Genomic DNA, 24422 nt, shown 5'->3' on the forward strand with positions numbered 1-24422 from the left:
TCTTAGATTCTTAAGGTTTGAGTCTATGTGACCGTGGATTGGACTCACGCAATTCCGTCCGCGCGTTCACGCGCGCTTGTTCACATCCATCCACATATTCCGGACAGCCTTTGTCGACTTCCGATAAGTCAGCCGGCTTCAAAGGCTTGCGCGATTGTATCGGCAGCTTATCAAGGGACTTGTCCGCGCAATCCCGCTTCCCTCTCGGCGAGGCGTCGGATTTGTCCTGACCGGCAGCGGTGTGAAGAAAATCACGCCTTGTCCCGCCCCTGGTGTCGCACATCCCTTTCCGAGAGGTTAAGCTCCACAGAAATCCACAAACCACCCAAACGAAATTCAAAGGGTTTTTGTGCCGACCTCGAACAATTATTTCCATCTCCACCTGGTCTCGGACTCCACGGGTGAGACGCTCATCACCGTGGCGCGCGCGGTCGCGGCCCAATACGCCAACGTGACGCCGGTCGAGCACGTCTATCCGCTGGTGCGCAGCCAGAAGCAGCTCGACCGCGTGCTTGATGAGATCGAGGAAGCGCCAGGGATCGTGCTGTTCACGCTGCTCGAGAAGGATCTGGTCGCCAGACTCGAGGATAAGTGCAAGCAGATCAATGTTCCGAGCCTGTCGATCATCGGACCGGTGATGCAGCTGTTCGAGGCCTATCTGGGAGCAGCGACCACCGGCCGTGTCGGCGCCCAGCACGTGCTCAACGCGGAATATTTCAAGCGCATCGATGCCTTGAACTACACGATGATCCATGACGACGGTCAGCATGTCGAAGGGCTCGACGAGGCCGACGTGGTACTGGTCGGGGTGTCCCGGACATCGAAGACGCCGACATCGATCTATCTCGCCAATCGCGGCATTCGCACCGCCAACGTGCCGCTGGTGCCGGGCATTCCGGTGCCCCCGCAATTGGAGACGCTGACGCGGCCGCTGGTGGTCAGCCTGCACGCGACGCCGGAACGCCTGATTCAGATCCGGCAGAACCGCCTGCTGTCCATGGGCGCCGAGTCCAGCAGCGGTAGCGATACCTACACCGACAAGCAGTCGGTCACGGAGGAGGTCGCGTTCGCGCGCAAGCTGAGCGCCAAGCATGACTGGCCGCTGCTGGACGTCACGCGCCGCTCCATCGAGGAAACCGCGGCGGCGATCATGAAGCTGTATAGCGATCGCCAGCGCAACCGGCCGTCCGAGTAAGTGTCGCCGATGAGTCTGTGGCGCGGCAAAAGTCCGTTGATCCTGGCCTCGCAAAGCAGCGCGCGCAAAATGCTGCTGGCCAATGCCGGGCTCGAATTCGAAGCCGTCACCGCTGATATCGACGAGCGTGGCATCCAGGCCGCGTCAAAGCTCTCCAACCCGCGCGAGATCGCCCTGCTGTTGGCCCGCGAAAAGGCCAAGGCTGTTTCTGCCTGCTATCCCGGACATTATGTGATCGGCGCCGACCAGACGCTGGCGCTCGGGGGCCGTCTGTTTAACAAGCCGGCTGGGCGCGCCCAGGCGCTGGTGCAATTGCGCGATCTCGCCGGTCAGACGCACGAGCTGAACTCAGCCGTCGCCGTGGCGCAGGATGGCAGGATTCTCTTCGAGGACGTTTCCGTGGCGCGCATGACCATGCGGGGCATGAGCGAAGCCGATCTTTCGGCCTATCTCGACGCCGCGGGCGACGACGTGACCAGAAGCGTCGGCGCCTATCAGCTCGAGGGCCTCGGCATCCATCTGTTCGAGCGCATCGAGGGCGACCATTTCACCATTCTCGGCCTGCCGCTGCTGCCGCTGCTTGCGTATCTGCGCAGCGAGCAGCTAATTGCGTTGTAGATGCGAGAGAAGGCTGGGTGCTGATGCGAATTCTCGGACTGACCGGCTCGATCGGGATGGGCAAATCCACCACCGCGACATTGTTCGCGGAGGCCGGCGTCCCCGTCTACGACGCCGATGCCGCCGTGCATCAGCTCTATGAGGGCGAGGCCGCCCCCGCGATCGAGGCGGCCTTCCCCGGCACCACCGCGAATGGCAAGGTCGACCGGCAAAAGCTGTCGGCGCGTGTCGTGCACGATCCCGCCGCGATCAAGCAGCTCGAGCAGATCGTTCATCCCATGCTCGGCGCGTCCCGGCAGAAATTCTTTGCCGACGCCGAGGCCGCCAAGGCGCCGGTCGTGGTGCTGGACATCCCGCTGCTGTTCGAGACCGGCGGCGAGAAGCGGGTCGATGCCGTGGTCGTGGTCTCGACCTCGCCCGAGCTGCAGCGCCAGCGGGTGCTGGCGCGCGGCACGATGGACGAGGCCAAGCTCGATGCCATCATCGCCAAGCAGATGCCGGATGCCGAGAAGCGCAAGCGGGCCGATTTCGTGGTGGATACCTCACACGGACTTGACCCCGTGCGGGCCCAAATCGCGCACATCCTGGCCGAGGTCGTTAAGATGCCGCAGCGGCGGACCTGATTCGCCGCCTCACACGGCTTCCAAGAGACATGCGCGAAATCGTCCTCGACACCGAAACCACCGGCCTCGATCCGCTGCGCGGCGATCGGTTGGTCGAGATCGGCTGCGTCGAGATCTTCAACCGCATGCCGACCGGACAGACGTATCACGTCTACATCAACCCCGAGCGGGACATGCCGGCGGAAGCGTTTGCGGTACACGGATTGTCGTCCGAATTCCTGGCGACCAAGCCGTTGTTTCACGAGGTCGCCGACGACTTTCTGGCGTTCATCGGCGACGCCCCGCTGGTGATCCACAACGCCTCGTTCGACATCGGCTTCATCAACGCCGAGCTCGACCGCATCAAGCGCGCCGCGATCCCGCGCGAGCGCCTGGTCGATACGCTGCTGCTGGCGCGTCGCAAGCATCCCGGCGTGTCCAACCGGCTCGACGATCTCTGCTCGCGCTATTCGATCGACAATTCACACCGTACCAAGCACGGCGCGCTGCTGGACGCCGAGCTGCTCGCCGAGGTCTATGTCGATCTGGTCGGAGCGCGGCAGTCGCAGCTGCTGCTGGCCTCGGACGCCGAGGAGATCAGGGTCAATAGCGCCGGCGACGCGCCGCGGCGGCAACGCCCGGTGCCGCTCGCGCCGCGGATTTCCGAAGCCGAGCGCGAGGCTCATCGGGCCTTCATCGCAACGCTCGGCGACAAGGCGATCTGGAACGAGTACCTGCCCGCTCCAGTCGCGCTGGCGGCGGCTCAGGCCTGACCGGCCTGTCCGCCCTGAGCGGCCATTTGCCGCTCCATGTTCTGGCGGTAGAGACCGACGAAGTCGACCGGATCCAGCATCAGCGGCGGGAACCCGCCATCGCGCACCGCCGTCGCAATAATCTCGCGTGCGAACGGGAACAGCAGGCGCGGGCACTCGATCATGACCAGCGGGTGCAGGTTCTCCTTGGGCACGTTGACGATCCGGAACACGCCGGCATAGGCGAGCTCGAACGAGAACATCACTTTACCGGCGGTCTCGGCCTTGCCCTCGACCGACAACGTCACCTCGAATTCCTGTTCACTGAGATTGTTGGCGTTGACGTTGATCTGGATGTTGATCTGCGGCGGCTGGCTCTGTGGCTGCAGCGAGCTCGGCGCGTTGGGATTTTCGAACGAGAGGTCCTTGGTGTATTGCGCCAGCACGTTGAGCTGGGGAGCCTGGGCCGCCTCGGGAGGGGTACCGTTACCGTTGGTCATGAAAGTGTCTCCTTACCCGATTGGGGCTGAATTTCGCGGCGGTTGGCTAACATAGGGCCGGCTCGTTCCACAAGGACGAACGGTCCCGGACCGGGAATTCGGGCCGCAATCGCGGCTTTGACGTTCCTCCTGCCTTTTCCGCGAAATTTCGCCTTAAACGATTGAAGATGCGCCATTTCCAGGCAGGATCGGGTTTCCCCTTAAGCATAAAACGCGCTACACTTGGCGCTGTGCCAAAAGGCGCCATTGGCCGGGCCAGATTTCGTGCCTACATCCCACGGACCTGACGTGGACCCAAAATGGTGATGTAGACTTGCCGTTTCCGTAAGGAACGGTCTACTGGCCGGATTGATTTTCCCGGCAACGAGCCCTGCAAAGACCAGAAAGCGAATACGACGTGGACATCTACACCATCATATTCCTGGCGCTGGCCGTCTTCATCTTCTTGCGGCTGCGTAGCGTGCTGGGGCAGCGCACCGGCAACGAGCGGCCGCCGTTCGATCGCACCGCCGCCCGCAACGCGCTCGGAGGCGCCCAGGACAACAACGTCGTGACCATGCCGGGGAAGGTGATCGACCAGGCCCCGCTGGCGCCGACGGCCGAGCCGACCGCGCCGTCCGATCGCTGGAAGGGGCTGACCGAGCCGGGCACGCCGCTGGCGCAGGGTCTCGATGCCATCGTCGAGAAGGATTCCAGCTTCGACCCGCGCCATTTCCTCTCGGGCGCGCGCGGCGCCTACGAGATGATCGTGCTGGCTTTTGCCAATGGCGACCGCCGCGCGCTGCGCGATCTGTTGTCGTCGGACGTCTATGAAAGCTTCGACGCTGCAATCAAGGAACGCGAGAAGAACGAGCAGAAGACCGAGACGCGCTTCGTGTCGATCGACAAGGCCGAGCTCGTCGGCGCCGAGTTGCGCGATCGCAGTGCGCAGCTCACCGTGCGCTTCGTCTCGCAGATGATCTCGGCCACCCGCGACAAGGCCGGCAACATCGTCGACGGCAGCGCCGACACGGTCGCCGATATCACCGATATCTGGACTTTCGCCCGCGACACCTCCTCTCGCGATCCGAACTGGAAGCTGGTTGGCACCGGAAGCGCGAATTAATATCTTCCTGAAGAACGGCGCGACGGCGCTTTGCGCAGCTGCCGTCGCGCTGTCGTCGTTTTCGCTCGGCGCCGAGGCGGCGCGGCGTCACCATCGCAGCCACCACCACCATCTGCCGCGAACGCCTGCCGCTCCGCCACGAGCCTTGCCCTATCCGCAGCTCACCCTGCCCTTCGAAATTCCCGGCGCGCAATATCTGCCGCTGGCCTGGGCGGACGTGAAGGGGTGGGGCGACGACAATCATCTCGCCGCGTACAAGACCTTTCGCGCCAGCTGCAAGCCGATCAATGCGCAGAACGGCGAAGCCAAGGCCGAGCCCAAAGCTTTGGGCACATCGCTGGGTGAGCCCTGCCGTGTCGCCAAGACGCTGGATCTCGCCGACGACGGCAAAGCGAAGACCTTCTTCGAGGAGAATTTCACGCCGCTGCGGATCTCGCGGCTCGGCGAGCCCGAAGGCTTCGTCACCGGCTATTACGAGCCGGTGCTGGAGGGATCGCGAACGCAGACCGACGTCTACAACGTGCCGGTCTATCGCCGTCCCTCGAATCTATTCGTGCGCGGCTACAAGCAGGATGCGCTCAGCCTGCCCAACAAGGGCCCGGTCTATCGCAAGATCGGCCGCCGCAAGCTGGTGCCCTATTACGACCGCGGCGAGATCGAGGACGGCAAGATCGCCGGCCGGGGGCTCGAGATCGCCTGGCTGAAGGATCCGACCGATCTGTTGTTCGCGCAGATCCAGGGCTCGGCCCGCATCAAGTTCGACGACGGCAGCTCGGTTCGACTCAATTACGACGCCTATAACGGCTATCCCTACACGGCGGTCGGTCGCATCCTGATCGAGCGCGGCATCATCCCGAGAGAGGAGATGTCGATGCAGAAGATCAGGGAGTGGATGGCGCAGAACCCCGACGGCGCCAAGGAGCTGCGCCGCGCGAACCGCGCCTACATCTTCTTCCGCGAGGTCAACCTCTCCGACAAGGAGGAGGCAGTCGGCGCGCAAGGCATTCCCTTGACCGCGGGGCGCTCCATCGCCGTCGACAAATCGCTGCATGTCTACGGCACGCCGTTCTTCATCGAGGGCGAGCTTCCGATCGAGTCAGAACGCGCCAAGACGCCGTTCCGCCGGCTGATGATCGCGCAGGACACCGGCTCTGCCATCATCGGGCCCGCACGGGCTGATCTGTTTTTCGGCGCCGGCGCGGATGCCGGCCGTGTCTCCGGCCGGCTGCGCCACCCCATGCAATTCGTGATGCTGGTGCCGAAGAGCCTCGATCCGGCCCCGCGCGCCGCGAAGCTGCCGATCCCGGACCCAAGGCCCGCCGAGAAGATCGCAAAGCTGTTTCCGCAGACCGATCCGGCAAAGACCGGCACGCCCGTCGCCGCGGCGGCGCAAGGCAAGACCGAAACAGTCGCCGTCGCCGGCCCGGTTCCGCTGCCGGTGCCGCGTCCCGCGATCGAGCCTGCCCCTGAGCCGCGCCGTCCGGCAAAGAATCGTCCTCATCGCCCGCAATGAAACGGCCGTCCCGTCCGCCCGTGCTGGAGCCTCGCCCCTCGCCGCGCCGTCGCGCGCTGAGCGAGGAGGAGCGCGAGCTGTGGGATCTCGTCGCAAAGCATGTCAAGCCGCTGCGGAAGCATCGCGCGGCCAAGGCGCATGCTACCCCGCGCGCCGAATCTTCGCCCGGGTCCCAGGTGACGAGGACTTCGCCACCGTCAAGGCCGGTTGCCGCTGCACCGGCGCCGCGCGCTGCAAAGCCGTCGATTCCGCCGCTAGCGCCGCTCGGCAAGCGCGAGCGAACCAAGCTGTCGCGCGGCCGCAGCGAGATCGAGGCACGGCTCGATCTGCACGGCATGACCCAGATGCGCGCCCATCGCGCGCTGGCCGGCTTCCTGCACCGCGCCCATCAGGACGGCCTCACCTTCGTGCTCGTCATCACCGGCAAGGGACGCAGTGGCGGCGAAAGCGGCGTGCTCCGCCGCCAAGTGCCGGAATGGCTCAGCCTGCCGGAATTCCGCGCCTTCGTGGTCGGCTTCGAGGAAGCCGCGATCGGCCACGGCGGCGAGGGGGCGCTGTATGTGCGGATCAGGCGGGCGAGAGGGTAATGGCACTACATCTCTCCCACAAAGCTTGCGGGAGAGGGAGCGCACCTCCGATGCCGCCTAAGCAGAGCGCTAAAACGGCCGGATGATTCCGACGCGCGGGATCAGCGTGAGGATCAAACCGAAGATATTTGTCTTCCGATCCTCCGCCGGGATCAGCGCTGTCTCCCGTGCGGCCGGAAGCACCTTCACCGCGTGAAGGATCAGGAACATGCAGACCGCCCAGTTCGAGATCCAGCGTGAATAGTCGAACACCATCGCGAACATCACGAGATAGGCGACACTGATGCCGACCAGTGCTGCGATGACGAGCCGCTTGTGCAGATCGCTGGCGAGCGCGCCGATCAGGCTGGCAAAGAAGCGCCACAGCGGCGCGTGCAGCCAGATCAGAGCTGCGAACACGGGCACGCCGAGAATGTTGTGCGGCAGGCGGCCCCAGGTGTCGGCAACCTCCTTCGCCAGCGGCTGGTACCAGATGTAGGCGAATTGCAAGAGGTCGATGCGCGCAGGATCGGCCATCCGGCTCTTGAGATAGGCGACGAAGTCCGTTTCGGGGACCGGCATCGTTCCCAGAAACTGCGCGGCGAAGAACAGCGCGGAGACAATGGCGAGAGCGACCCCGCCGAAGACAACATTGCTGCGGTCACAACCGTAAGCAAGGTAATGCCGGATCACGACGATGGTGATGATCGTCGGCACGTACATCAAGAGATGGATGTGATGGATCAGCACGAGAACGATCGAGAACAAAGCAGCCGTCGCCACGAAGGCGAGCGAGCTCGCCGGCATCAGCAGCAGGACGATCGCCAGCGCGCAGCCATAGATATCGAAATGGCCGAGCGTGTGCATGAAGTTCTTCAGGAAGAACGGCGAACCCGCGATGAAGACGAACAGCGGCAGCGTTTTCGCAGAGAAGCCGAACGTGTTCTGGAAGAGCCTGGCATAGAGGCCCAGCGTTGCAAGCCACGTCGCCCCGCCGAGCGCGAACACCAGCCAGACCGGCACCTTGTCGGTGAACAGCGCGACGATTGCCCCGATCAGCGCGCGCTTGATAAAGCCGAAATGATAATCGACCAGGAGGTGGATGTAGGGGACGTAAGGCGGCAGCTGGATCTTGTGAATGAGCACGCCGACGATGACCGCCGCGTTGATCGCGAGCAGGAGCCGCCAGGGATTTTGCAGGATGCGTACGGTCACGCCGCATCAATAGCGTGACCGCTCCGAATCACAAAATGAAGCGGCTCAGATCCGCATTCTTGGCGAGGTCGCCGATGTGCTTTTGCACGTAATCCGCATCGAGCCGGACGGTCTCGCCGTTGCGGTCGGGGGCGGTGAAGGAGATCTCGTCCAGCACCCGCTCCATCACGGTCTGCAGCCGCCGGGCGCCGATATTCTCGACCGTTGAATTGACGGCAACCGCAATGTCGGCCAGCGCATCGATGGCGCTGTCGGTGATGTCGAGTGTCACGCCTTCGGTCTGCATCAGGGCGACATATTGCTTGATCAGCGAGGCCTCGGGCTCGGTCAGGATGCGGCGCATGTCGTCGCGGGTCAGCGCCTGCAATTCGACGCGGATCGGCAGGCGGCCCTGCAATTCCGGCAACAGGTCGGACGGCTTGGCGACGTGGAAGGCGCCGGAGGCGATGAAGAGGATGTGGTCGGTCTTGACCGCGCCGTGCTTGGTCGAGACCGTGGTGCCTTCGATCAGCGGCAGGAGATCGCGCTGCACGCCCTCGCGCGAGACGTCGCCGCCGACGCGGCCGTCGCGAGCGCAGATCTTGTCGATCTCGTCGAGGAACACGATGCCGTTGTTCTCGACCGCGCTGATCGCCTCCAGCGTCAGCTGCTCGGTGTCCAAGAGCTTGTCGGATTCCTCGTTGACGAGGATCTCGTGCGAGCTCTCTACCGTCAGCCGGCGCGTCTTGCTGCGGCCGCCGAGCTTGCCGAAGATGTCGCCGAGCGAGATCGCGCCCATCTGAGCGCCCGGCATGCCCGGGATCTCGAACATCGGCATGCCGCCGCCCGACGACTGCGTCTCGATCTCGATTTCCTTGTCGTTCAGTTCGCCGGCGCGCAGTTTCTTGCGGAAGGATTCCCGTGTCGCCGAGCTCGCATTGGCGCCGACCAGCGCATCCAGCACGCGCTCCTCGGCGGCAAGCTGGGCGCGCGCCTGCACGTCCTTGCGCTTTCGCTCGCGCACTTGCGCGATTGCGACCTCGACGAGATCGCGGATAATCTGCTCGACGTCGCGGCCGACATAGCCGACCTCGGTGAACTTGGTCGCTTCGACCTTCAGGAACGGCGCATTCGCGAGCTTGGCGAGCCGCCGCGCGATTTCCGTCTTGCCGACGCCGGTGGGGCCGATCATCAGGATGTTCTTCGGCAGCACCTCCTCGCGCAAGGAGCCGGTGAGCTGCTGCCGGCGCCAGCGGTTGCGCAGCGCGATCGAGACGGCGCGCTTGGCGTCGCCCTGGCCGACGATGAAACGGTCGAGTTCGGAAACGATTTCGCGGGGGGAGAAGTCTGTCATGTCTGATTAGCTAGGGCGGGAGACGGCCAAGGACAAGCCGCATTTTGGGTCAGATGATCGGCGGGCCGGATTGCCATTGCTTCACGGCCTCGATCGGATGGATCAGCATCAGGATATTGAGCGTCAGATTGTCGCGAATGTGGAGCGCCAGCACGATCTCGAAGGCCAGCCCCAGCAGCACGGTCGTGGTGACAGGCAGCGCGCGTGCGGCCAGGAACCCCAAGATCATGGCCAGATTGTCCGAGACCGAATTGAGGATGCTGTCGCCGTAATAATCCAGCGAGATCGTGCCGGCGCGGTAGCGCTCGATGATGAAGGGCGAGTTCTCGACGATCTCCCAGGCGCCTTCGATCAGGATGGCGATGACCAGCCGTGCGGGCCAGGAGAGAGACAGCAAGGGAAACCGCGCGAACAGCAGCCAGGTCAGGCCGTAGAACAGGAAGCCGTGCAGGACGTGTGAGAACGTGTACCAGTCTGCAATCTGCTGAGAATTCTCCGAGCTGTTCACCACGCCGTGCCACAGCTTGATGGTGCCGCAGGCGCAGATCGGCACGCGCCCCATCGCAAGCAGGATCGCCGCCTGCAGCGCCAGCAGCAGTAGCGCGATGCCGGCCCAGGCGAGCGGCGGGAAGGTGGTCTTGGCGGCGGGAGTTGCGGCGAGCGTCATGGGTCTCGGATCATCAGGAGTGCGGGACCATCGGGCGTGACGATCTCGTGCTGCGGCACGAAGCCAGCTTTCTCATAGGCACGAATCGCGCGCGCATTGGAAGGACTCGGGTCTATCACGATGCGCGGTACACCGCGCGCGAAGAGCTGGTCGATGAAGGCGCGGATGAAAGCGGAGCCGTGGCCGCATCCGAGCATGTCAGCCTTGCCGATGAACTGATCGAGGCCGCGAGTGCCCACGGGCTGCGGGCCGAAGCTGACATGCCAATCGCCGAGCTGGTAGCACTGCAGGTAGGCGAAAGGCCGGCCGTCAAGGCTGACGATGAATTGCGCCAGGTCGGGATGATCGAGGTCGCCGCCGACGAATTCCAGCGTCTCCGGATCATGCCACCACTCGGCGACATGCGGTGCGGCGAGCCAGCGCCGGATCAGCGGCATGTCAGCCGCGGTCATGGGACGGAAGGCGTAGCTTTGCGTCATCTAGCGCCCACAGCGGTGCTGCTCTCCCTCTCCCGCATGCGGGAGAGGGTTGGGGAGAGGGTGTTTCCGCAATGGGACAATCCCCCAGAGGGAAGAGCCCCCACCCGACGCTTCGCGCCGACCTCCCCCGCAAGCGGGAGAGGTTGCACCGACCGTGCGGAGAGGCACTCGGACAAATGACCCCTCCGCCCTACCCCGTAGCCAGGCTCTCGATCGTCAGATTCCGGTTGGTGTAGACGCAGATGTCCGCGGCGATGTCCAGCGAGCGGCGGACGATGGTCTCGGCGTCCTTGTCGGTGTCGAGCAGGGCCCGGGCCGCCGCCAGCGCGTAATTGCCGCCGGAGCCGATCGCCATCACGCCGGCCTCGGGTTCGAGCACGTCGCCGGTGCCTGTCAGCACCAGGGAGACGTCCCTGTCAGCCACGATCATCATGGCCTCCAGCCGCCGCAGATAGCGGTCGGTGCGCCAGTCCTTGGCGAGCTCCACCGCCGCCCGGGTCAGCTGCCCCGGATATTGCTCGAGCTTGGATTCGAGCCGCTCGAACAGCGTGAAGGCGTCAGCCGTGGCGCCGGCAAAGCCGCCGATCACGTCGCCCTTGCCGAGCTTGCGGACCTTCTTGGCATTGGACTTGATCACGGTCTGGCCGATCGAGACCTGGCCGTCGCCGCCGACCACCACCTTGCCGCCCTTGCGGACCGTTAGAATCGTGGTGCCGTGCCAGCCCGGCGAGCTGTTCTGGGAGTCCTGCATGAATACCTCACTGTCCGGCCTGATTTAGGCGGTCGGGACGAAGGGCACAACGGGCCGTTCCGGGCCGAATTTCGCTCACCATAGGCAGAAGTAGAGGTCCGGCCGGCCGTTCCCGCAGTAGCGAAGGTGTCATTTGGCTGTTAAGAGACTGGCGTTTTCGGCTCCCTAGCTAGGATGAAAGCCAGCTTTCAATGCGCACCGCGACGATCAAGCGCAAGACCAAGGAAACCGACATCGAGGTCTCCGTGAACCTCGATGGCACCGGCGTGGCCAATATCGCGACCGGCATCGGCTTTTTCGACCATATGCTCGATCTCCTCGCCCGCCATTCCCGCATCGACCTCACGGTCAAGGCGGTGGGCGATCTGCACATTGATTATCACCATACCACCGAGGACACCGGCATCGCGCTTGGCCAGGCGGTCAAGCAGGCACTCGGCAACATGGCGGGTATCACCCGCTATGCCGGCGTGCACATGCCCATGGACGAGACGCTGACGCGCGTGGTGATCGACATCTCGGGCCGCCCGTTCCTGGTGTTCAAGGCCGACTTCCCCCGGCACAAGATCGGCGAGTTCGACACCGAGCTGGTGCGCGAGTGGTTCCAGGCTTTTGCCATCAACGCCGGCGTGACTCTCCACGTCGAGACCCTATATGGCGATAACAGCCATCATATCGCCGAGTCCTGCTTCAAGGGTCTGGCTCGGGCGCTCCGCGCGGCCGTGGCGATCGATCCGAAGGCGGCGGGCGAAATCCCGTCCACCAAGGGCTCGCTCGGCGGCTGACATCTTCCGTCTTGCGGCGAACGCTGCTGGCGGCATCACTGAACTTCGAGAACGGGGCATCACCATGCCTGTCTACACAGTTCACGCTCCCTCACCCGCAGGAGCCGACCCGCGCGCGACCGACAAGTTCGTGTTCGTGCGCGACGGCTTCCATTTCTGGGCGATGATCTTCGGTCCGTTCTGGCTGTTGTGGAATCGGCTGTGGCTGGCGCTGATCGGCTATCTGATCTTCCTGGTTGCGTTCAACGCGGGGCTGTCGAGTCTCGGCGTCGGGCGCTCCTCGATCTTCTTCGCCGATTGCATCGTCGCGGTGCTGATGGGCCTCGAAGCCTCGAGCCTGCGCCGCTGGACCTTGTCGCGCGGAAAGTGGCGGCAGCTGGATATCGTCGTCGCCGACGACAGCGACACTGCGGAGCGCCGCTTCTTCGAACGCTGGAGCCAGAAGCAGAACGGCAGCGCTGGCGATCAATGGGCCGTCGATCGCGGCGGCCCGCCGCCGACCCGGAATGTGCCGGGCCAGCCATTCTCGAACCCGCCGCCCATTCCAGCCGGCGGCATCATTGGGTTGTTTCCAGAACCGGGAGGATCAAGGTGAGCGTCGCCATCATCGATTACGGTTCCGGCAATCTGCATTCCGCCGCGAAAGCCTTCGAGCGCGCCGCGCGCAGCCTGGAGAGCCCGCAAAAGGTCTTTGTTACCAGCGATCCGGACCAGGCTTACGAGGCCGATCGCCTGGTGCTGCCGGGTGTCGGTGCCTTCGCCGATTGCCGCCGCGGGCTCGATGCCGTCAACGGCATGGTCGAGGCCATCACCGAAGCGGTGCGCGTCAAGGCGCGGCCGTTCTTCGGCATCTGCGTCGGCATGCAGCTGATGGCGAGCCGCGGCAAGGAGCATGTCGTCACCGAAGGCCTGAACTGGATCGGCGGCGACGTCGAGAAGATCACGCCGCGCGATGAAAGCCTGAAGATCCCGCACATGGGCTGGAATACGCTGGACCTGCTGCAGGAGCATCCGGTGCTGAACAAGCTGCCGCTCGGTCCCAAGGGCCAGCACGCTTATTTCGTGCACTCCTACCATCTCAACGCCGCCAGCGAGGCGGACGTGCTTGCGCGCGCCGATTACGGGGGGCCCGTCACGGCGATCGTCGGCAAGGACACCGCCATCGGCACGCAATTCCACCCCGAGAAGAGCCAGCGCTTCGGGCTGGCCCTGATCTCGAACTTCTTGCGATGGAAACCGTGATTCTCTTTCCCGCGATCGACCTCAAGAACGGCCAGTGCGTGCGCCTCGAGCAAGGCGACATGGCGCGCGCGACCGTGTTCAATCTCAATCCGGCCGCACAGGCGCAGAGCTTTGCCGCGCAGGGCTTTGAATATCTCCACGTCGTCGACCTCGACGGTGCCTTCGCCGGCAAGCCGGTGAATGCCGACGCCGTGGAGGCGATGCTGAAGACGATCAAGATCCCGGTCCAGCTCGGCGGCGGCATTCGCGATCTCGCGACCGTCGAAGCCTGGCTCGACAAGGGCATTACCCGCGTCATCATCGGCACCGCCGCGGTGCGCGATCCCGAGCTGGTGAAGTCCGCCGCGAAGACATTCCCCGGCCGCGTCGCGGTCGGGCTCGACGCGCGCGACGGCAAGGTCGCGGTCGAGGGCTGGGCCGAGACGTCGCAGGTCACGGTGCTCGAGATCGCCAAGCGCTTCGAGGATGCCGGCGTTGCCGCCATCATCTTCACCGACATCGCGCGCGACGGCTTGCTCAAGGGCTTGAACTTAGAGGCGACCATCGCGCTGGCCGATGCCATTTCGATTCCCGTGATCGCCTCCGGCGGCCTCGCCTCGATCGAGGACGTGAAAGCCATGCTGACGCCGCGCGCGAAGAAGCTCGCCGGCGCGATTGCCGGGCGCGCGCTCTATGACGGCCGGCTCGATCCCGCCGCCGCCCTCACCTTGATCCGCGACGCGCGCAGGAGCTGACCCATGTTCAAGGTGCGCGTGATCCCCTGCCTCGACGTCAAGGACGGCCGCGTCGTCAAGGGCGTCAACTTCGTCGATCTCAGGGATGCCGGCGATCCCGTCGAAGCCGCCATCGCCTATGACGCCGCCGGCGCCGACGAGCTCACCTTCCTCGACATCACCGCGACCCACGAGAACCGCGGCATCATGCTGGACGTGGTCCGGCGCACGGCGGAAGCCTGCTTCATGCCTGTCACCGTCGGCGGCGGCGTGCGCGAGGTCAACGACATCAAGACGCTGCTGCGCGCCGGCGCCGACAAGGTGTCGATCAACAGCGCCGCGGTGTCGCGGCGCGAATTCGTCAAGGAAGCCGCTGAAAAATTCGGCGAGCAGTGCGTGGTGGTCGCGATCGATGCCAAGCGCGTCAAGCGTCCGGGCGGCGACCGCTGGGAGATCTTCACCCATGGCGGGCGCAACTCGACCGGCATCGACGCGATCGAATACGCGCAGGAGGTGGTTTCGCTCGGCGCCGGTGAAATCCTGCTCACCTCGATGGACCGCGACGGCACAAGGCAGGGATTCGATATTCCGCTGACCCGCGCGATCGCCGACAGCGTTCCCGTTCCCGTGATCGCCTCGGGCGGCGTCGGCAATCTCGACCATCTCGTCGACGGTATCCGCGACGGGCACGCCACGGCGGTGCTGGCGGCTTCGATCTTCCATTTCGGGGAATTCACCATCCGCGAAGCCAAGGAGCACATGGCGCGGCGTGGGCTGCCGATGCGCCTCGATGCCTGACGACTCTCGTTCATAAGAATGCTACGTTGGTGGCTGGGGATGGCCGCCGTGGTCCCATGTGTTTCCGAGTGAGTCCGATGCCGCGTTTCACGATCCATGATCTGGCCGAAACCATCGACGCCCGCGCAGCGTCCGGCGGCGAAGCATCCTATACCCGCAAGCTGCTCGACAAAGGCCCCGAGCATTGCGCCAAGAAGTTCGGCGAGGAAGCAGTCGAAACCGTAATCGCTGCAGTCGAAAACGATCGCGCGCATCTGATCGCTGAAAGTGCCGACCTGCTCTATCATTTCCTTGTGCTGCTGAAGGCGCGCGGCATAAAGCTGGAAGAGGTCGAGGCCGCGCTGGACAAGCGGACCTCGATGTCGGGGCTGGAAGAGAAGGCGTCGCGCAAGGGCGGCTAGGCAAGGGCGAATAGATCGCAACGGAAAGGCGGCGTCATGGATATCCGCGCACCCGAGCAGCAGTACAATCCCTACCGCGTTTATACGCGTGAGGAATGGGCGCGACTGCGCGACGATACGCCGATGACGCTCGAGCCGGGCGAGTTCGACCGGCTGCGTTCGCTGCACGATCGCCTCGACCTGCAGGAGGTCGAAGACATTTATCTGCCGCTGTCGCGCCTGTTGTCGATCTACGTCGATGCCATGCAGCGGCTGTATTACGCCGAGCGCCAGTTCCTCAACATCAGGGACCGCAAGGTGCCCTACATCATCGGCGTCGCCGGCTCGGTGGCGGTCGGGAAATCCACCACGGCACGCGTGCTCCAGGCCCTCTTGGCGCGCTGGTCGCCGCGGCCGAAAGTCGAGCTGATCACCACGGACGGATTTCTCTATCCCAATGCGGTGCTCGAGCGGCACGGCATCATGCAGAAGAAGGGTTTTCCGGAGAGCTACGATCTGCCGATGCTGCTCAACTTCCTCTCCGACATCAAGGCCGGCCGCCGCCACGTCCGTGCGCCGGTCTATTCGCATCTGACCTACGACATCGTGCCGAACCAATGGGCCGAGATCGACCAGCCCGACATCCTGATCGTCGAAGGCGTCAACGTGCTGCAGACCGGCAAGCTGCCGCGCGACGGCAAGGCGGTGCCGGTGGTTTCCGACTTCTTCGATTTCTCGGTCTATATCGACGCCGACGAGGCGGCGCTGCGGCAATGGTACATCAAGCGCTTCCTGGCGCTGCGCGACACCGCATTCACCAATCCAAAATCATACTTCAACCGCTATGCGCTGTTGTCGGACGAGGAAGCCACCGCGACCGCGATCGCGATCTGGGAGCGTACCAACCTCGCCAATCTCGAGGACAACATCCTGCCGACCCGGCCCCGTGCGACGCTGATCCTCAAGAAGGGCGCCGACCACACCGTGGAAAGCGTGGCGCTCAGGCGACTGTAAGCGCGGCGGTGAGCGTAGGTTCTTGACCGTTCGGGCAGAGTATCTTTTGTTGCAGACCAATAATGGGTATTCCGCTATTCCTTGGAAAACGGCGGGGGCACACCATGGTTGATCGTCTCAGGAGCGCTGCGGAGCAGCTGGAAGCTCCGGTCTGCCCGGACTGCCATGTCGAGATGAAGTGGTTCCGCTCGGAATTGCTCACGGACGAGCCGACCCCGGTCATCGCGCATCTCTTCGTGTGCCCCCATTGCAAGCGCGCCGCGCAGGCAAATACCGTCTTCCGGGGAGGCCAGACGACGCCGGACAAGCTGTCTGCACCGCGCTTTATTGTCTCTGCTGCATGAGATTGCGCATCGGCCGGATCGCCCGCTCCAGGCCCGGCATGACGATCATTTCGGGGCCCCCTGTTTCGACTTCGAGACGACGAAGATGTGCCACGTCGTCAGAAACATTGCAGCGACGAGCGGGCCGATCACGAACCCGTTCGCTCCGAACGTCGCAAGGCCGCCCAGCGTGGCGAGCAGCACGATATAGCTCGGCATCTGGATCGACTGGCCGACCAGGATCGGGCGGAGAAAATTGTCCGCAAGGCCGATCACGAAGGTGCCGAAAGCGAGCAGGACGAGTCCCTTCGTGACCGAACCTGCCACAAGCAGGTAAAGCGCAACCGGAACCCAGACCAGCGCGGAGCCGAGCACCGGCAGCAGCGAGAGCAGCGCCATCAGCGCGCCCGCCAGCAGCGGCGCGGTGAGGCCGAGCAGCCAGAAGATGAGCCCGCCGAGTGCTCCCTGTATCAACGCGACGAGAACGATCCCCTTGATCGTTCCACGAACCGCCAGGGTGAAGACATCGAGAATTTCCGCGGTATGGTTCGGGCTCAGCGGGAGCGCCTCGCGAATGCGGGCATTGAGCTCGTCACCGTCGCGCAGCAGGAAGAACAGCAGGTACAGCATCACGAGCAGGCTTGCGACGAACTCCAGCGTCACCTGACCGATGTTGATCGCATGCCCGGCCAGCTGTTGGCCGGCAGGGACGACCAGACCCGACAGGCGCTCCCTCAGGGCCGAAAAATCGATGCCGGCCAGACGATCCCCGAGCGACGCAGCCCAGGCGGGCAGCGCGGATTTCAGCTGCTGCAGGGGATGAGCGAGGCTGATCTCCCCGCTCTGAACGCGCTGATACAGCTCCCCGCCCTGGTCGATCAGCGACGCGATGATGATCGCCACGGGGATCAGGACCATGACGACCACCACGATGACGGTGACGAGGGCGGCAAGGTTGTGCTTTTCGGGCACGGATTTCAGGATCCGTCGATAGAACGGGGCGAAGATGATGGCCAGCAGCGTGGCCCACAACACGGCACCGGAGAACGGCCAAAGCACCCAGACGAACGCGACGGAGATCGCGCCGAGCAGGATGAGGAATGAACGATTCTCCGATGTTCTCACGTGTTCGCCAGCTCTTCGCTCGTTCGCCAGAGGATGTCCGTAGCACAACATCGTGGCGGAGCGGCAGGTCCTCACCTGCCCGCTTTTGCGATCCAATCCGCAAGCGTGATGCGCCCTGCGAAGGTGGCGGGACCCGAGCTGCCGGCCTTGTAGACGAAGGCCTCGCCTTCCCCGACGTTGCCGGCGTCCTTGCCGAAGGCATCGGCGATGTTGGTCTTGTGGGTGACCAGGACGGTGTTGGTGCCGGACTGCGGCGGCGCATCGACGAGCTGACGCACGGCCTGCCCGGCCTTGGCATTGGCGCCGGTCGGGTTTGCCATTCCCGATGCGCTGGCGTTGCTGCTGTCGGTCAGGGCATCGACCGGCTTGACCTCACGGCCGGAGATCAGCTTGCCGGCCTCGACCGCGCGGTTCAGCCGGCTGGTGTAGACGTCGCCGATGGGGATCGCGAGGTCCTTGATCGCCGTCCCGATCTGGCGCGCCGCGTCCCTGCCCTTCTCGCTGAGCTGACGCTGGGCACTCATGTCGTCGAACTTGAAGGGATAGACATCCTTCTGGCTGTCGTCAGTCGCGGTGTGTCGGAAGATCAGGACGTAGCCGCCCTGCTTGAGCGACGAGATGAGGTCCGGTGTGTCGGCGGCTGCGTGGCGGGAGATTCCAGCCAGGAGAACAATCAGGGCGAGGCGGCAAAGCACGTTCATGCGCAAATCCTTTGGTTGCAAAATGCCCCCGGTGGGATCGTGACGCGCAACGCGCTCAATTTCAATTGCGATCGTCAGACGAGATCAGGTTCCCGTGAGATCCGGAACCGTCTGGTGCCGGGATGCGGCGAGGCCCGCCAGAGCCTCCTCGAGTTTCTCACGGTCGACCGGCTTGATCAGAAATCCGTTCATGCCTGCCTCGAAGCAGGCATAACGATCCTCCACCAGCGTGTTGGCGGTGAGCGCCAGGATCGGCGTCTGGGAATCGCCCAGCGCGGCCTCGTGCGCGCGGATGCGCTTTGTCGCCTCGATGCCGTCGAGCTGCGGCATCTGGATGTCCATCAGCACGAGATCGTAGGGCGTGCCGGCCGATGACGCGGCGAGCCAGGATTCCAGCGCGGCCTCGCCATGGACGGCAATGACGACGCGATGGCCGAGCTTGGTCAGCAGCGAGCGCATCAGCAAGGCGTTGATTTCGTTGTCCTCGGCGACGAGAATCGACAGGCCTTTCGCCGGCGCGGGGCCGGCGGAGGCCGGCGGCGGCTCCGGCGCGAGATCGGGCGAGGCGACCTCCGGCGTCAGGGCAAGGCGTGCGGCGAGCGAGGCCGCGCGCAGCGGCTTCACCAGAAAGCCGGTGAAAGCCGGCGACAGCTTCTCGTGGCGCGAGCTCGACGTCAGCAGAACGAGGCGCTGCAAGGCATGCGCGCGGGCGGCCTCACCGAGCTGATCGGCCGCGGCTGGGCCGATCGCCCGATCGATCAGCACCGTGTGCCAGGAGCGTTCCGGCAGCAATGCTTCGGCGACCGCCGCATCTGCAACCAGGCAGGTCTGGCCGCCCCAGCGTTCGAGGCGCCGCGCGATGAGCGAGGCTTCGATGCCGTTGGCGACGAGGAGCATCGACTTGCCGGTGAGGTCGGGACTCGGAAAGGCGGTCTGCCCGGCGCCGCCTCGCGACGGCGGAAGCGGCACCGCGACTTCGAAGGTCGAGCCCTTGCCCGGCTCGCTCGTGAGCGTGATCCGGCCGCCCATGCGCTTGACGATGCGCTCGCTGATGGCGAGGCCAAGTCCGGTGCCGCCATAGGTGCGGGCGACGCGCTCGTCGGCCTGCTCGAATTCGCGGAAGATGCGCTGCTGGGCTTCGGCTGCGATGCCGATGCCGGTGTCGCGAACCAGGAAGCTGATTTCGGTCGGCCAGATGCCGGGCTCGACGATCAGTGCCACGCCGCCGCTGCTCGTGAACTTGATGGCGTTGCCGGCGAGGTTGAGCAGCACCTGGCGCAACCGCGCGGCGTCGCCGACCACTTCGAGCGGCAGGCGCTCGTCGACATAGGCGGCGATCTCGAGCGTCTTCGCCTGCGCGCGCGGCGCGAGCAGCTCGGTGATCTCCTCGACCAGGGTCGAGAGCGCGAAGGGACGTTGATCGAGGTCGAGCTTGCCGGCCTCGATCTTGGAATAGTCGAGCAGCTCCTCGATTAGCGCCATCAAGGCTTCGCCCGAGGTCTTCACCGCCCTGGCATAGGTCGCCTGCTCCGGCGTCAGATCGGTGTCGAGCAACAGGCCGCCCATACCGATGATGCCGTTCAGGGGGGTGCGGATCTCGTGCGAGGCCATCGCCAGGAAGCGCGACTTGGCGTGGTTGGCGGCGTCGGCCTGGTCGCGCGCGTCGGACAATGCGCGCTCGGTCTCGGTGCGGTCGGTGACGTCGCGTCCGACGCTCTGCAACTCGGCGGGCTGGCCGGCATCGAGGCGGACATAGCCCTCGCGCCAGGCGATCCAGCGCGCGCCTAGCGGGGTTGCGATCTTCTGGTCGTGGATGCGCGTGCCGCTGCTCTCGCGGGCACTGTCGCCCTGCTCCAGCACGTCGAAATCGAAGCGCGTGCCGACCAGCGCGCTGCGCGCCTGTCCTGCGAGCGCGCAATAGGCCTCGTTGGCAAAGGTGATGCGGCCGTCGGAAGCGCGCAGCACGATGAGGTCGCCCTGCTGCTCGAACAGGCTGCGGGCGCGCTCTTCCGCTTCCTTCAGCTCCCAATTGCGGTCGATCAAGGCTTCGTTGTGGGCGGCGAGCGTCCGCAGCCGCTTATTGACGAAGCGCAGACGCATGCTCAGCGTCGCAAGGCCGAGGCAGGCGAGCGCGAACAGGAAGCTGGCGCCGATCGCAAAGGTGTGGGGATCGTAGCCGGAATTGTCGGACCGGCTGCCGGAGACGAAACCATAGGCGCCGCCGAACGTCGCCGAGAAGATCATGAAGGAGCGGATCGCGAAAGCGAGCCTCGGATGCCGTCGCCTGAAACGACGCATGCGCACCTTGATCCGGAACGTCCGACCCATCGCAACCGACCCTTGCCTGAAACCCCGCCGCCGCGTGCGACGATGGCCCGCCGACCTTGCGAACAAATTGCGGCGGTGGCGCCGCCTCCGAACAGGGTTGACGAGACGTTAACGGGTCAGAGCATGATCCGGACCCGAAGGGCCGCGTTAGCGAAAAGTGTGCAGCGGTTTTCCTTCGCGACAAACGCGGAACGCGTTTGCGCGGAGATCATGCTCAAACACAAAGCTCTAAAGCGATGCCGCTTGGAAGCGGCCATGGCCGCCGCGGGCGCCGACGATCAGCGCCGCCGCCTCGCGCGGCGAGAACGTCTTTGAGCGCACATAGATGCGGTAATCCGCCGGTCCTTCGCTGGAGAGATAGACCACCTGGCCGCCGTCGACCGGCTGCGCGGCGATCGAGACGAGACGCGTCGAAGGGCTGGCCTGGCAGGTGTCAGGCTCGGAGCCGAGGCCGTCGTCGACCACGGCAAAATCCGCGGCGTCGGCATCCTCGGTGATCTGGACCCGCACCGTTGCCCGCGCGGGATCGTCGGTGAAGGCGACATGCACGCCGGCGGTCCAGAACAGCGAGGTGAGCTCGACCGATGTGTCGCCCAGCGCGATGCAGGGATGCGACACCGATCCGATCTCGGCGCGGGCGAACACCGCAGCCGCCAACAGGGGAACAGCCGAGGCCAGGAACTTGAAACGCAACATGACGCTCTACTCGCTAGGCCCCGGGAACTCACAACCGAAACGCGTCGGGCCTTATGGTTTGCAGAGCGTAAAGGAAAGTCGTTACCGCCGGGTTGATGCGCGGAATGATCAAGCCAGCTGGCGCACATCCTCCGCGAGTGCGCGGTACGACAGCGCTTCGGCGAGGTGCAGCCGGCCGATCTTGTCGGCATGGTCGAGGTCGGCCAGCGTGCGCGCCACCCGCAGCACGCGGTGATAGCCGCGCGCCGACAGGCGCATGGTCTCCGCGGCGTCGCGCAGCAGCTTGGCGCCTTGCGCATCCGGCTTTGCGATCTCCTCCAGCACGGAGGCGGGGGCTTCAGCATTGGTGCGGACATGGGGCAGGCCTGCATCCGCATAGCGCGCCAGCTGGATGTCGCGCGCCGCCGCCACGCGGGCGGCGACCTCAGCTGATCCTTCCGACGGCGGCGGCAGGATCAGGTCGGCGGCGGTCACCGCCGGCACCTCGATGCGCAGATCGATGCGGTCCATCAGCGGACCGGAGATGCGCGCCTGGTAATCGCCGGTGCAGCGGTCGATGCGGCCGCGCTTGCAGGCATAGCCAGGCTCGAACGCATTGCCGCAGCGGCAGGGATTCATCGCCGCGACCAGCATGAAGCGGGCAGGGTAGGTGACGCGATGATTGGCGCGCGACACCGCGACCTCGCCGTTCTCCAGCGGCTGGCGCAGCGAATCCAGCACGCGCGGATCGAACTCCGGCAATTCGTCGAGGAACAGCACGCCCTGATGTGCCAGCGAGATCTCGCCGGGCTTGGCGCGCGCGCCGCCGCCGGTGAGCGCGGCCATGCTGGCGGAATGGTGCGGCGAGCGGAACGGGCGCCGCGCCGTCAGCGCGCCGCCTTCGATCTCGCCGGCGACCGAGGCGATCATGGAGACCTCGAGCAGCTCGCTCGGCGACAGCGGTGGCAGGACCGAGGGCAGGCGCGCGGCCAGCATCGATTTGCCCGCGCCCGGCGCGCCGATCATGAGCAGGTGGTGCCCGCCGGCGGCCGCGATCTCGAGTGCGCGCTTGGCGCTTTCCTGGCCCTTGATGTCGCGCAGGTCGAGGGTCGAGGCGGCGGCCTCGTGCACCTTCGGCGTCGGCCGCGACAGCACCTGGGTGCCCTTGAAATGGTTGGCGATCTGGATCAGCGAGTGTGCGGCAATGATCTGGATGTCCGGGCTCGCCCACGCCGCCTCGGAGCCGCAGGACGCCGGGCAGATCAGTCCTTCCTCGCGCATATTGGCGCCGATCGCGGCGGGAAGGACGCCGGCCACCGGCGCGATCGAGCCGTCGAGGCCGAGCTCCCCGAGCACGGTGAAGCCGGTCAGCGCATCCGGCGGGATCGCACCGATCGCGGCCATCAGCCCGAGCGCGATCGGCAGGTCGTAATGGCTGCCCTCCTTCGGGAGGTCCGCCGGAGCCAGATTGACGATGATCCGCCGCGCCGGCAGCGCCAGCCCCGAGGCGATCAGCGCCGAGCGCACCCGCTCGCGCGCCTCCGACACCGCCTTGTCCGGCAAGCCGACGATGGCAAAGGCCGGCAGGCCAGGCGCGACCTGCACCTGCACGTCGACCGCGCGGGCCTCGATCCCCTCAAAGGCGACGGTAGAAACCCGCTGAACCATGCCGAACCAGCCTGCCCATTGCTGCAATTAGGGGTAGCAGAGCGCGGCCGTTTCCGCAAGAACAATACGGGAACAATCGCTTGGCGGCCGGTCAAATCCTAACCAATCGTAAACGCAGCCCAGACACTACGTCTCGAATGCCGCCTTCTCTCCTCAGCACATTCCAACGAATGTCCGCTACTCCTAGGGCTGCGGGATGGGCCGTGGTCTAACGGGTGAACAGTTCAAATGCTTGCAAATCGCCGGAGAAGCGAACGTCGGGTGTGCAGCCGCCTCGCCAAGATCCATTTTGGCGCGGGCTCGCTGCCGCGGGATTGCACGATCACGGACATTTCGGATGGCGGCGTGAAAGTGGTGGCGGAATTTCTGGAAGTGCCGCCGCAATTCACCATCATCTTCGCGCCTGATTATTCCCGCCAATGCCGCCTGCGCTGGCGCATCGGCTGCGAATTCGGCGCCGAGTTCGTCGACTGAACCTCAACAGGCGCGCCTCCTTAACGGGACTTTAGCGTTAATGGGTAAGCATCTCTGATCAGTTGCCGAGTGATCAGAGTATGCCCAAGCGTTCGTTCCTCGCCTTATCCCCGGCGGGATATCTGTGTTCCGCCGTCCTGATCCTCGCCCTCGGCGGCTGTCAGACGGCCGGCATCGACGACGTCACCGGTGCGCTCGGCGGCAAGCGGGAGTCCGCCGCCAGGTTTGACGGCAAGTCCGACAGCAAGGCCGACCCCACGCCGGAGATGGACGCACTTCGCGAGCGTTATCGCGCCAAGCCGAGCGATCCCGCCATTGCTCTCGAATACGGCAAGGCGCTGCGTGGCAGCGGCCAGCGCGCGCAGGCGGTCGCAGTGCTGGAGCAGGCCGTGCTCGCCCGTCCTGGCAACAAGGCGCTGCTCGCCGGCTACGGCCGCGCGCTCGCCGACAACGGCAATTTCCAGCAGGCCTTCGACGTCCTCGGCCGGGCGCATTCGCCCGAGGATCCCGATTGGCGCATCCTGTCGGCGCAGGGCGCTGTGCTCGACCAGCTCGGCCGCAACGAGGAAGCCCAGCAATATTACGCTGCGGCGTTGAAGATCGTGCCGAACGAGCCGACCGTGCTGTCCAATCTCGGCCTGTCCTACATGCTGCAGAATAATCTATCGAAGGCCGAACAGGTGCTCGGCCGCGCCCATCAGCGCAATCAGAACGATGCGCGGGTCCGCGCCAATCTGGCGCTCGTGCTGGGATTGCAGGGTCGCGAGGCCGAGGCCGAAATCCTCGTCAAGGCAGATCTGCCGCCGGACCAGGCCGCGGCCAAGGTCGCGGCGCTGAAGCAGCTGCTGGCGAAAAAGCAGCAGCGGGCGGACAGGTAGTCCGCCCTAGAGCATGATCCGG

General features: G+C 65.0%; 28 protein-coding genes. 17 read left to right on the top strand and 11 right to left on the bottom strand.

Going from position 1 to position 24422, the window contains the following annotated elements; all coding sequences use genetic code 11:
* The first annotated feature begins 349 nt into the window (after positions 1–349).
* Genes I6F20_RS23180 through dnaQ form a run of 4 tightly spaced genes read left to right on the top strand, consistent with a single transcriptional unit; the run spans position 350 to position 3188 of the window.
* The gene (locus I6F20_RS23180; RefSeq protein WP_036003121.1) at positions 350–1195 is read left to right on the top strand and encodes a pyruvate, water dikinase regulatory protein; all 846 of its coding nucleotides are present in this window, start codon (positions 350–352) and stop codon (positions 1193–1195) included.
* A gap of 9 nt (positions 1196–1204) precedes the next feature.
* A complete protein-coding gene (locus tag I6F20_RS23185; RefSeq protein WP_225127973.1) occupies positions 1205–1813 on the top strand; it encodes a Maf family protein in 609 nt (202 codons plus the stop codon).
* Between the two features lie 23 nt (positions 1814–1836).
* The gene (gene coaE, locus I6F20_RS23190) at positions 1837–2436 is read left to right on the top strand and encodes a dephospho-CoA kinase (protein ID WP_036024292.1); all 600 of its coding nucleotides are present in this window, start codon (positions 1837–1839) and stop codon (positions 2434–2436) included.
* Between the two features lie 29 nt (positions 2437–2465).
* Positions 2466–3188 carry a DNA polymerase III subunit epsilon gene (dnaQ, locus tag I6F20_RS23195; protein ID WP_036024295.1) on the top strand — a complete coding sequence of 241 codons (723 nt, stop codon included), beginning with the start codon at positions 2466–2468 and terminating at the stop codon, positions 3186–3188.
* Here the strand turns inward: dnaQ and secB are convergent.
* Positions 3179–3667, bottom strand: coding sequence for a protein-export chaperone SecB (gene secB, locus I6F20_RS23200; RefSeq protein ID WP_036003132.1), 489 nt, complete (start codon positions 3665–3667; stop codon positions 3179–3181). The two genes, dnaQ and secB, sit on opposite strands and share 10 nt — an antisense overlap.
* A gap of 397 nt (positions 3668–4064) precedes the next feature.
* On the opposite strand from secB, the gene I6F20_RS23205 reads away from it, so the two are divergent.
* The 3 genes from I6F20_RS23205 to I6F20_RS23215 are packed head-to-tail and all read left to right on the top strand — an operon-like array spanning position 4065 to position 6872.
* A complete protein-coding gene (locus I6F20_RS23205; protein ID WP_036003134.1) occupies positions 4065–4772 on the top strand; it encodes a Tim44/TimA family putative adaptor protein in 708 nt (235 codons plus the stop codon).
* The gene (gene mltA / locus I6F20_RS23210) at positions 4750–6285 is read left to right on the top strand and encodes a murein transglycosylase A (protein ID WP_036024296.1); all 1536 of its coding nucleotides are present in this window, start codon (positions 4750–4752) and stop codon (positions 6283–6285) included. The genes I6F20_RS23205 and mltA overlap by 23 nt, the downstream gene beginning before the upstream one ends.
* On the top strand, positions 6282–6872 hold the full coding sequence (locus tag I6F20_RS23215; RefSeq protein WP_036003140.1) for a Smr/MutS family protein: 591 nt from the start codon (positions 6282–6284) through the stop codon (positions 6870–6872). The genes mltA and I6F20_RS23215 overlap by 4 nt, the downstream gene beginning before the upstream one ends.
* Positions 6873–6941: 69 nt before the next feature.
* On the opposite strand, the gene I6F20_RS23220 is transcribed toward I6F20_RS23215, so the two are convergent.
* The 5 genes from I6F20_RS23220 to hslV all read right to left on the bottom strand — a co-directional run bounded on the left by I6F20_RS23220 (position 6942) and on the right by hslV (position 11296).
* Positions 6942–8066 (bottom strand): hypothetical protein, encoded by a 1125-nt coding sequence (locus tag I6F20_RS23220; protein ID WP_225127974.1) that lies wholly within the window; start codon positions 8064–8066, stop codon positions 6942–6944.
* Positions 8067–8094: 28 nt separating this feature from the next.
* A complete protein-coding gene (hslU, locus tag I6F20_RS23225) occupies positions 8095–9399 on the bottom strand; it encodes an ATP-dependent protease ATPase subunit HslU (protein WP_036003145.1) in 1305 nt (434 codons plus the stop codon).
* Positions 9400–9448: 49 nt separating this feature from the next.
* Positions 9449–10066, bottom strand: coding sequence for a DUF2585 domain-containing protein (locus I6F20_RS23230; protein WP_225127975.1), 618 nt, complete (start codon positions 10064–10066; stop codon positions 9449–9451).
* The gene (locus tag I6F20_RS23235) at positions 10063–10545 is read right to left on the bottom strand and encodes a GNAT family N-acetyltransferase (RefSeq protein WP_225127976.1); all 483 of its coding nucleotides are present in this window, start codon (positions 10543–10545) and stop codon (positions 10063–10065) included. The genes I6F20_RS23230 and I6F20_RS23235 overlap by 4 nt, the downstream gene beginning before the upstream one ends.
* A 190-nt stretch (positions 10546–10735) precedes the next feature.
* Positions 10736–11296, bottom strand: coding sequence for an ATP-dependent protease subunit HslV (hslV, locus tag I6F20_RS23240; RefSeq protein ID WP_036003154.1), 561 nt, complete (start codon positions 11294–11296; stop codon positions 10736–10738).
* A gap of 191 nt (positions 11297–11487) precedes the next feature.
* On the opposite strand from hslV, the gene hisB reads away from it, so the two are divergent.
* The 8 genes from hisB to I6F20_RS23280 all read left to right on the top strand — a co-directional run bounded on the left by hisB (position 11488) and on the right by I6F20_RS23280 (position 16572).
* Complete coding sequence (gene hisB, locus I6F20_RS23245) at positions 11488–12081, top strand: imidazoleglycerol-phosphate dehydratase HisB (RefSeq protein WP_036003156.1); 594 nt, start codon at positions 11488–11490, stop codon at positions 12079–12081.
* Positions 12082–12145: 64 nt separating this feature from the next.
* Entirely contained in the window at positions 12146–12676 is a 531-nt protein-coding gene (locus I6F20_RS23250; protein WP_225127977.1) for a DUF2628 domain-containing protein, read from the top strand.
* A complete protein-coding gene (gene hisH, locus I6F20_RS23255) occupies positions 12673–13323 on the top strand; it encodes an imidazole glycerol phosphate synthase subunit HisH (RefSeq protein ID WP_036003163.1) in 651 nt (216 codons plus the stop codon). Before I6F20_RS23250 ends, hisH begins: the two co-directional genes overlap by 4 nt.
* A complete protein-coding gene (gene hisA / locus I6F20_RS23260; RefSeq protein WP_225127978.1) occupies positions 13311–14057 on the top strand; it encodes a 1-(5-phosphoribosyl)-5-[(5-phosphoribosylamino)methylideneamino]imidazole-4-carboxamide isomerase in 747 nt (248 codons plus the stop codon). Before hisH ends, hisA begins: the two co-directional genes overlap by 13 nt.
* A 3-nt stretch (positions 14058–14060) precedes the next feature.
* The gene (gene hisF, locus I6F20_RS23265; RefSeq protein WP_018646048.1) at positions 14061–14834 is read left to right on the top strand and encodes an imidazole glycerol phosphate synthase subunit HisF; all 774 of its coding nucleotides are present in this window, start codon (positions 14061–14063) and stop codon (positions 14832–14834) included.
* Between the two features lie 77 nt (positions 14835–14911).
* Positions 14912–15235, top strand: a complete 324-nt coding sequence (locus I6F20_RS23270; RefSeq protein ID WP_036044993.1) for a phosphoribosyl-ATP diphosphatase — start codon at positions 14912–14914, stop codon at positions 15233–15235.
* Between the two features lie 36 nt (positions 15236–15271).
* A complete protein-coding gene (gene coaA / locus I6F20_RS23275; protein ID WP_036003185.1) occupies positions 15272–16228 on the top strand; it encodes a type I pantothenate kinase in 957 nt (318 codons plus the stop codon).
* A gap of 104 nt (positions 16229–16332) precedes the next feature.
* The gene (locus I6F20_RS23280) at positions 16333–16572 is read left to right on the top strand and encodes a hypothetical protein (RefSeq protein WP_036003274.1); all 240 of its coding nucleotides are present in this window, start codon (positions 16333–16335) and stop codon (positions 16570–16572) included.
* Positions 16573–16617: 45 nt separating this feature from the next.
* Here I6F20_RS23280 and I6F20_RS23285 read toward each other — a convergent pair whose 3' ends face one another.
* The 5 genes from I6F20_RS23285 to I6F20_RS23305 form a co-directional block, all read right to left on the bottom strand.
* A complete protein-coding gene (locus tag I6F20_RS23285; protein ID WP_225127979.1) occupies positions 16618–17676 on the bottom strand; it encodes an AI-2E family transporter in 1059 nt (352 codons plus the stop codon).
* A 71-nt stretch (positions 17677–17747) separates the two neighbouring features.
* Positions 17748–18377 (bottom strand): histidine phosphatase family protein, encoded by a 630-nt coding sequence (locus I6F20_RS23290; protein ID WP_036024309.1) that lies wholly within the window; start codon positions 18375–18377, stop codon positions 17748–17750.
* 84 nt (positions 18378–18461) lie between these two features.
* Entirely contained in the window at positions 18462–20705 is a 2244-nt protein-coding gene (locus I6F20_RS23295) for an ATP-binding protein (RefSeq protein ID WP_225127980.1), read from the bottom strand.
* Between the two features lie 228 nt (positions 20706–20933).
* Positions 20934–21401: a hypothetical protein gene (locus I6F20_RS23300; RefSeq protein ID WP_036003195.1), complete on the bottom strand. Its 468-nt coding sequence runs from the start codon at positions 21399–21401 to the stop codon at positions 20934–20936.
* 108 nt (positions 21402–21509) lie between these two features.
* Positions 21510–23048 carry a YifB family Mg chelatase-like AAA ATPase gene (locus tag I6F20_RS23305; protein WP_225127981.1) on the bottom strand — a complete coding sequence of 513 codons (1539 nt, stop codon included), beginning with the start codon at positions 23046–23048 and terminating at the stop codon, positions 21510–21512.
* Between the two features lie 228 nt (positions 23049–23276).
* Here I6F20_RS23305 and I6F20_RS23310 point away from each other — a divergent pair, with 228 nt between their 5' ends.
* Together I6F20_RS23310 and I6F20_RS23315 are read left to right on the top strand one after the other, a co-directional pair.
* A complete protein-coding gene (locus tag I6F20_RS23310; RefSeq protein ID WP_018644993.1) occupies positions 23277–23522 on the top strand; it encodes a PilZ domain-containing protein in 246 nt (81 codons plus the stop codon).
* Between the two features lie 80 nt (positions 23523–23602).
* Entirely contained in the window at positions 23603–24400 is a 798-nt protein-coding gene (locus I6F20_RS23315) for a tetratricopeptide repeat protein (protein WP_225127982.1), read from the top strand.
* Positions 24401–24422 lie beyond the last annotated feature (22 nt).

Source organism: Bradyrhizobium sp. IC3123, from assembly GCF_020193625.1.
GTDB lineage: Bacteria > Pseudomonadota > Alphaproteobacteria > Rhizobiales > Xanthobacteraceae > Bradyrhizobium > Bradyrhizobium yuanmingense.

Bases quoted from the DNA above. Each gene is read 5' to 3' on its own strand.
- hslV (WP_036003154.1), bottom strand. From the start codon at position 11,296: ATGCAGGACTCCCAGAACAGCTCGCCGGGCTGGCACGGCACCACGATT.
- I6F20_RS23235 (WP_225127976.1), bottom strand. From the start codon at position 10,545: ATGACGCAAAGCTACGCCTTCCGTCCCATGACCGCGGCTGACATGCCG.
- hslU (WP_036003145.1), bottom strand. From the start codon at position 9,399: ATGACAGACTTCTCCCCCCGCGAAATCGTTTCCGAACTCGACCGTTTC.
- I6F20_RS23215 (WP_036003140.1), top strand. From the start codon at position 6,282: ATGAAACGGCCGTCCCGTCCGCCCGTGCTGGAGCCTCGCCCCTCGCCG.
- coaA (WP_036003185.1), top strand. From the start codon at position 15,272: ATGGATATCCGCGCACCCGAGCAGCAGTACAATCCCTACCGCGTTTAT.
- I6F20_RS23250 (WP_225127977.1), top strand. From the start codon at position 12,146: ATGCCTGTCTACACAGTTCACGCTCCCTCACCCGCAGGAGCCGACCCG.
- hisB (WP_036003156.1), top strand. From the start codon at position 11,488: ATGCGCACCGCGACGATCAAGCGCAAGACCAAGGAAACCGACATCGAG.
- I6F20_RS23280 (WP_036003274.1), top strand. From the start codon at position 16,333: ATGGTTGATCGTCTCAGGAGCGCTGCGGAGCAGCTGGAAGCTCCGGTC.
- I6F20_RS23300 (WP_036003195.1), bottom strand. From the start codon at position 21,401: ATGTTGCGTTTCAAGTTCCTGGCCTCGGCTGTTCCCCTGTTGGCGGCT.
- I6F20_RS23230 (WP_225127975.1), bottom strand. From the start codon at position 10,066: ATGACGCTCGCCGCAACTCCCGCCGCCAAGACCACCTTCCCGCCGCTC.
- hisF (WP_018646048.1), top strand. From the start codon at position 14,061: ATGTTCAAGGTGCGCGTGATCCCCTGCCTCGACGTCAAGGACGGCCGC.
- secB (WP_036003132.1), bottom strand. From the start codon at position 3,667: ATGACCAACGGTAACGGTACCCCTCCCGAGGCGGCCCAGGCTCCCCAG.
- coaE (WP_036024292.1), top strand. From the start codon at position 1,837: ATGCGAATTCTCGGACTGACCGGCTCGATCGGGATGGGCAAATCCACC.
- I6F20_RS23270 (WP_036044993.1), top strand. From the start codon at position 14,912: ATGCCGCGTTTCACGATCCATGATCTGGCCGAAACCATCGACGCCCGC.
- I6F20_RS23290 (WP_036024309.1), bottom strand. From the start codon at position 18,377: ATGAACGTGCTTTGCCGCCTCGCCCTGATTGTTCTCCTGGCTGGAATC.
- dnaQ (WP_036024295.1), top strand. From the start codon at position 2,466: ATGCGCGAAATCGTCCTCGACACCGAAACCACCGGCCTCGATCCGCTG.
- I6F20_RS23315 (WP_225127982.1), top strand. From the start codon at position 23,603: ATGCCCAAGCGTTCGTTCCTCGCCTTATCCCCGGCGGGATATCTGTGT.
- hisA (WP_225127978.1), top strand. From the start codon at position 13,311: ATGGAAACCGTGATTCTCTTTCCCGCGATCGACCTCAAGAACGGCCAG.
- I6F20_RS23305 (WP_225127981.1), bottom strand. From the start codon at position 23,048: ATGGTTCAGCGGGTTTCTACCGTCGCCTTTGAGGGGATCGAGGCCCGC.
- I6F20_RS23310 (WP_018644993.1), top strand. From the start codon at position 23,277: ATGCTTGCAAATCGCCGGAGAAGCGAACGTCGGGTGTGCAGCCGCCTC.
- I6F20_RS23185 (WP_225127973.1), top strand. From the start codon at position 1,205: ATGAGTCTGTGGCGCGGCAAAAGTCCGTTGATCCTGGCCTCGCAAAGC.
- I6F20_RS23295 (WP_225127980.1), bottom strand. From the start codon at position 20,705: ATGGGTCGGACGTTCCGGATCAAGGTGCGCATGCGTCGTTTCAGGCGA.